1 protein-coding gene is annotated in these 1,774 nt (G+C 67.9%); it reads left to right on the forward strand.

Annotated elements, in window-relative coordinates:
- A partial coding sequence (locus ACFP9U_RS24885) for a TIGR02302 family protein (RefSeq protein ID WP_378625552.1) occupies positions 1 to 1,774 on the forward strand: 1,774 nt, incomplete at both ends.

Genomic DNA, 1,774 nt, shown 5'->3' on the forward strand with positions numbered 1-1,774 from the left:
GACGCCTGGGTGACGCCGCCGCCCTATACCGGCCGCGCGCCCATCTTCCTGACGGCCGAGGCCAATCGCGAGAACCAGGCCTTCACCGTGCCGCAGAACAGCACCGTCTCGGTGCGCGTGAGCGGTGGCTCGGGCGAGGAGACCCTGTCCTTCGTCGATCTCGACGGCCAGCCGCACGCCATCGAGCCGGAGGCGGCGGCGGAAGACGGCGCCGGCACGGCACTCGGCTTTTCCGAAACCCTCTCCGGCGATGGCGCCATCAGCCTGTCGGACCGCGGGCGCGAGATCGCCAATTGGCGCTTCGTCATCATTCCCGACAAACCCCCGCAGATCCGCTTTACCGAGGATCCGAAGCGGGCGGTGAACGGGGCGCTGGAGCTCGCCTACGAGATCGATGATGACTACGGCGCCACGGGCGCGGAGGCATCATTCGCTCCGGCGGAGCAGGATCCGGAGGCGCGCCCCCTCTTCGAGGCGCCGGAAATGCCGCTGACCCTGCCGCGCCGCGGCGATGACAAGGTGGCGAAGACATCCCGCGACCTGACCGAGCATCCCTGGGCCGGCCGATCGGTGAACCTCGGGCTCTCGGCCACCGACGGCGCCGGGCAGACGGGCGAAAGCGATATCAAGACTTTCGTGCTCCCCGAGCGCCCCTTCACGAACCCGCTCGCCAGGGCGCTGATCGAGCAGCGGCGGGAACTTGCGCTCGACGCCAATCAGCAGGATCGCATTCTGGCGCTGATGGATGCCCTGCTTCTGTGGCCAGAGGAAACGTTCGACGAACCTTCGCACTACCTGCTCATCGCCGCCGTGCGCGCGCGCCTCGACATGGCCGGTACGGATGATGCGCTGCGCGGCGTCGTCGACGACCTCTGGGAGGTCGCGCTGATCATCGAGGACGGCGATCTGACGGCGGCGGAACGGCGGTTGCGCCAGGCGCAGGAAGCACTCCGGCAGGCACTCGAGAACGGCGCCAGCGACGAGGAGATCGAGCGGCTGATGGACGAGTTGCGCACGGCAATGCAGGAGTTCCTGCGTGAATTCGCCGAGCGCGCCATGCAGAATCAGAATTTCGCCGAAAACCAGGATGGCGAGACGATGCGCCAGAGCGATCTCGAACGCATGCTCGACCAGATCGAGGAACTGGCCCGCTCCGGGGCGCGCGACCAGGCGCAGGAACTTCTCTCGCAGCTCGAAAACATGATGAACAATCTGCAGGCCGGCCGCCCCCAGCAAGGGCAAGGCGGCCAACAATCCGAGATGCGCCAGCAGATGGATCAGCTCGGCGAGATCATGCGCCGGCAGCAGGAGTTGATGAACGAGACCTTCCGCCTCGACCAGCAGCAGCAGGGACAGCAGGGTCAACAGGGCCAGCAAGGTCAGGGCCGGCAGGGGCAGGGCCAGCAAGGCCAGAACCAGCAGGGTCAAGGTCAGGGCCAGGGCCAGGGCCAGGGAATGTCGCCCGAGGCATTGGCCGAGGCCCTGCGCAATCTACAGGAAGGACAGGGCGGCCTGCGCGGTGATCTGGAGAGCCTGATGGAAGGCCTCGAGGGTCTCGGTATCCGGCCGGGCGAAGGATTTGGCGAGGCCGGCGAAGCCATGGGCGAAGCCGAGGGTGCGCTTGGCGAAGGCCGTGGCGACCGTGCGGTTGGCGAACAGGGTCGGGCGCTGGAGGCGCAGCGCCGCGGCGCCCAGGACATGATGAACCAGATGCAGCAGGCCATGCAGGGTCAGCAGGGCCAAGGGCAGACCGGCGCGCGCGACGGCCGGACGG

It is taken from the genome of Nitratireductor sp. GCM10026969, assembly GCF_042660605.1.
Classification (GTDB): domain Bacteria; phylum Pseudomonadota; class Alphaproteobacteria; order Rhizobiales; family Rhizobiaceae; genus Chelativorans.